Genomic DNA, 3611 nt, shown 5'->3' on the forward strand with positions numbered 1-3611 from the left:
GAGGCTTTGATTTGAAGGAGCGATCGCATATCAACCCGAAATAGCGTGAATTTTTCTGGTTGTCGAAAATGGGCGTAGGCGTAGCCCGTCGTAGACATCGCACAGCAGAATTATTCCTACTATTGATATTACGTGAGTAAGATAACTTATCCTAACCCCATTTACGTTTAGTAAACAACCACAACCGCGCCAGTAAAAAACAAGCAACTGTAGCTATAAAACTCCACAGCAAAGATAATACTAGGGGATGAATTGGGTACTTGAAATTTATCTCTGTGAAGGGTTTATCTATGTGCTGGGTAACGACACCAGAAACTATTGCACCGCCACCAAAAGCTATACCTACTACTTGGATGGTGTCTTCTAAAGAGCGATCGCGTTCGGCTTGTTCTATTTCTACTATGCCACGAATTGAGTCTATGGCTTTACTCAATAATTCCGAACCGTGGTGGAAATAACCTAAATCTGCATCGATTTGTTGTTGGAAGAAGAGGCAGTTTCTTTGACTGAAGATTTCTAGAAACTTGATGCTTTCACCTGTTATATCATGAATCTGCTGCAATCTCTCGGCGTAGTTATAGGTATTAATCGCAATAGTATTTTGATATTCTTCTAAATTTCGCAGCAGACGGGTGTATGTTAACAATGATTGGGGTAAAGTTTTTAGGAGGTCTTTTAAATAAGTTAAATCTACTGTTTTGGTAGCTTGAGTCTTATCTGATTTAGGTATTTTTTCAATGATTATTTCAATATCGCGATAGGCTGAATCTAGTTGTTTGTAAACTTCTCTACTATCTTTGTAAGCTTTTACAGCTTTAGCGCGAAAGAAAAATAAATCTAATAATTCTTGATAGCATTGATTCAATTTATCATCTGCTTGTTCGTCGGCAAATAACCAAATTAAAACGTGCTGATAGTTAGATAGTTGACTAAATAAACCATATTCAAATATAAGACTGCCAAATAATTCACCTTGGCGATTAAATTGCGGTAGAAGATAGTTATCAGGAAATATAGATTTTAAACACTCGTTTGCTATTTGTTGGATAATTTTTTTATCTCTTGCACCTGTTAACCAACCAGTAATTAGCAGAGTTTGACCGATAAATAAAGGATTATCTTTAACGGTAAGACAGTTGTCTGGATTTAATTTTCGTAGAAATGAGATATCTACATCATCTGTATGATTGTTATTTTCTTTTTCTGGACGACGTAGATTTAGCCATAAACTGTAGCTGTCGTAAAGTCGTAAAGGATGAGCAAAACCTTTAATTAATAAGTTTTGATTTTGGTCTAGGGTAATACCGTCAAAAGAGACAGCGTAGTTCTCATCGATAACTTCTGTATCTTTGAGTAAATCTACACGAGGGCTATTTGGTTCTTTATTTACATCAATACGCTGGGAGAGGTGTAAATCTTGGTGTAAGGTTATGTCAACTATTTCATCACCAGTGTTCCAAAGAAAGTTTTTATCTATTGGTGTTACATCAATATTGGCGCTTTTATAAAGTTGAAAGGCGAATAAATGAATATTAGGTGCATAGATTTTCATGGTTGATGAGACTGATTGATTTTTCTATGGTGCAGTTTTTGAATTTCGTCTTGCACAACTCTGTAACGATTTTCCTGAGTATTTTCTTGAATTTCTGGCTTAGTTTTACTGACTTTCTCTATTTCTCGTTCTTCAATTAGTACAGCGTCTCTAACATCTTCATATTCAATATACCAATGGCGAATTGCTTCGGAAAATAAATCTGGTGGTTGGGCTTCTAATTCGGCAAGTTCTTTTTGTAGTTCTGGAATGGCTGTAATGGCTTCTGATGAAAAAACATAATCTTGATTTCGCACAACTTGGGTAAATGCTTGAATGAGTTTATCGGCTTCCATTGGTTTATTTTTGTGTTGATTGCATGTTATTGTATTTGATTTTGATGGGTAATGAGCAATTGCCTATTGTTTATTGCCTAAAACAGGTGATATAGCACAAAATGCTGCCCAGAATTCTGGCTTTTTAAATGGCTGTTGTTCTGGTTTGTATTGCTTATCTAAATAATCTATAATTTGCTGTTTTTTTACTAGTTCCATTTTATCTAGACCTTGAAGCCAATATATTATTTGTGTTTGATTAGCTTGACGTAGCCATTGCTGGGTATGATTAAGTGCCAAGGGCATATTATATTGATAATTAGGCAAAAGCTCATAAAATTTAATCATTAATAAAGCTGTGTGAAAATCACTCACTGCCCATAAGCTACTAATAATATTGGCTGCACCAGCACGAATAAAGCCACTTGCCAAACCTATATATTCATCGCTGTAATTCTTAAAATCAATAAAGCCTGTCTCGCAAGCAGAAAGACAAACAAGACGGCAGTTATTTAAGTCGAATTGAAAGATATCTTCTAGGGTGAGGCATTTATCTAAATCTATTGCTTTTTCATCATCAACTCGTAGGTAGCGAGATGAGTTGCTATAAACAGGAACTTCAGCAATCACTGCATCGGCTAGCTGTAAGCCTGATTTGAGAGGCAAACCCAAATTAAAATATCCATGACAAGAAAAGTGTAGCCATTGAGAATTGGCGAGATTTTGATTTGTTGGTTGTGCTGTTAATGCTGTTTTGGTGGCTTGGTGATGTTTGAGAATTTGGTGGGGTTGAAAGTTTGCGGCAATTGTCTCAACTTCGATATCGGTAAAGTCTAAATCATTTGTAGGATTTTGAATAGCAAAAAGGTGACTTTGTTGATTTAACTGTGAATCATTTAATTTTTTAGCTTTGGATTGAGTAAACCGCAACAGCTGACAACTAGGTGCATAACTCACACCACCAGGAAATCTATCAAATAAATACTCTGCTGTTGAGGAGTCGTTAGCAGATAGGGGAATAGCGTGGAAAGATAAGAGGTGTAAATAACGATGGGGAATGAGAATTAACTTGTGGCAATCAGAGGGAACGAGGGAAGTTATTTGATTGAGATGGAGGATTTTAGTTAGCTGAATAAGTAAATCGCTTAACTGAGAACGCCACTTTGGTTTATCGCTGTCGTAAAGCTGGAGGTAATTATCAATCCATTTTTCCAGATTTTCTAAGTCTTGTTGCTTGGATTGCCAAATGATCAATTTGTTGTGAGTAATGATGAAAACGCGAAAACAATCAGTGAAGATGTACCACTCAATGATCGCAGTTTCGTTATCTAAAAGGTTTTGAATTTCTCCAAAGTGGATGCTGCTAGCAACTAAAGGCAAATTTTCTTGATTTGCCTTTAGTTGCTTTGGTTAACAGTTCGACTAAATTGCGGGTTTTGCTACGTTCAATATATTCTATTGCCTCAGTGTCTTTTGCCAATGCTAGGCAAACTTCTACCATGCATCGATAAAGTTGATTCCATTCTTCTGCTTGTTTGCGCTTGGCTTCTTCGCCAGAAACAATTTCAAGCCGCAAAGCTTCCACTGTTTCTATTGCTGCAACAAAGGTATTGTAAGCTGAGTCAAACTGGTTTTCGTCTTGGTATAAGCTGCCGAGATTTAACAAAGTTCCTGCATGGTATTGAGGAAGGGCGCTTTTGGTTGTAACTTCGAGTGCTTGATTATAAGCAGCGATGGCTAATTCA

At 36.6% G+C, this 3611-nt stretch carries 3 protein-coding genes and 1 pseudogene; all 4 read right to left on the reverse strand.

Annotation, left to right across the window (positions count from 1 at the left end):
- Positions 1-151: 151 nt before the first annotated feature.
- Complete coding sequence (locus ACFE90_RS26615; RefSeq protein ID WP_375505432.1) at positions 152-1552, reverse strand: hypothetical protein; 1401 nt, start codon at positions 1550-1552, stop codon at positions 152-154.
- Positions 1549-1887, reverse strand: coding sequence for a hypothetical protein (locus ACFE90_RS26620; protein ID WP_375505433.1), 339 nt, complete (start codon positions 1885-1887; stop codon positions 1549-1551). Before ACFE90_RS26620 ends, ACFE90_RS26615 begins: the two co-directional genes overlap by 4 nt.
- A 63-nt stretch (positions 1888-1950) precedes the next feature.
- Entirely contained in the window at positions 1951-3246 is a 1296-nt protein-coding gene (locus ACFE90_RS26625; protein WP_375505434.1) for a CHAT domain-containing protein, read from the reverse strand.
- Positions 3230-3611 (reverse strand): annotated as a pseudogene (locus ACFE90_RS26630) (hypothetical protein); the annotation flags it as partial. The gene ACFE90_RS26625 and the pseudogene ACFE90_RS26630, both read right to left, overlap by 17 nt.

The sequence above is a fragment of the uncultured Nostoc sp. genome (assembly GCF_964245445.1).
Classification (GTDB): domain Bacteria; phylum Cyanobacteriota; class Cyanobacteriia; order Cyanobacteriales; family Nostocaceae; genus Nostoc.

Bases quoted from the DNA above. Each gene is read 5' to 3' on its own strand.
- ACFE90_RS26615 (WP_375505432.1), bottom strand. From the start codon at position 1,552: ATGAAAATCTATGCACCTAATATTCATTTATTCGCCTTTCAACTTTAT.
- ACFE90_RS26620 (WP_375505433.1), bottom strand. From the start codon at position 1,887: ATGGAAGCCGATAAACTCATTCAAGCATTTACCCAAGTTGTGCGAAAT.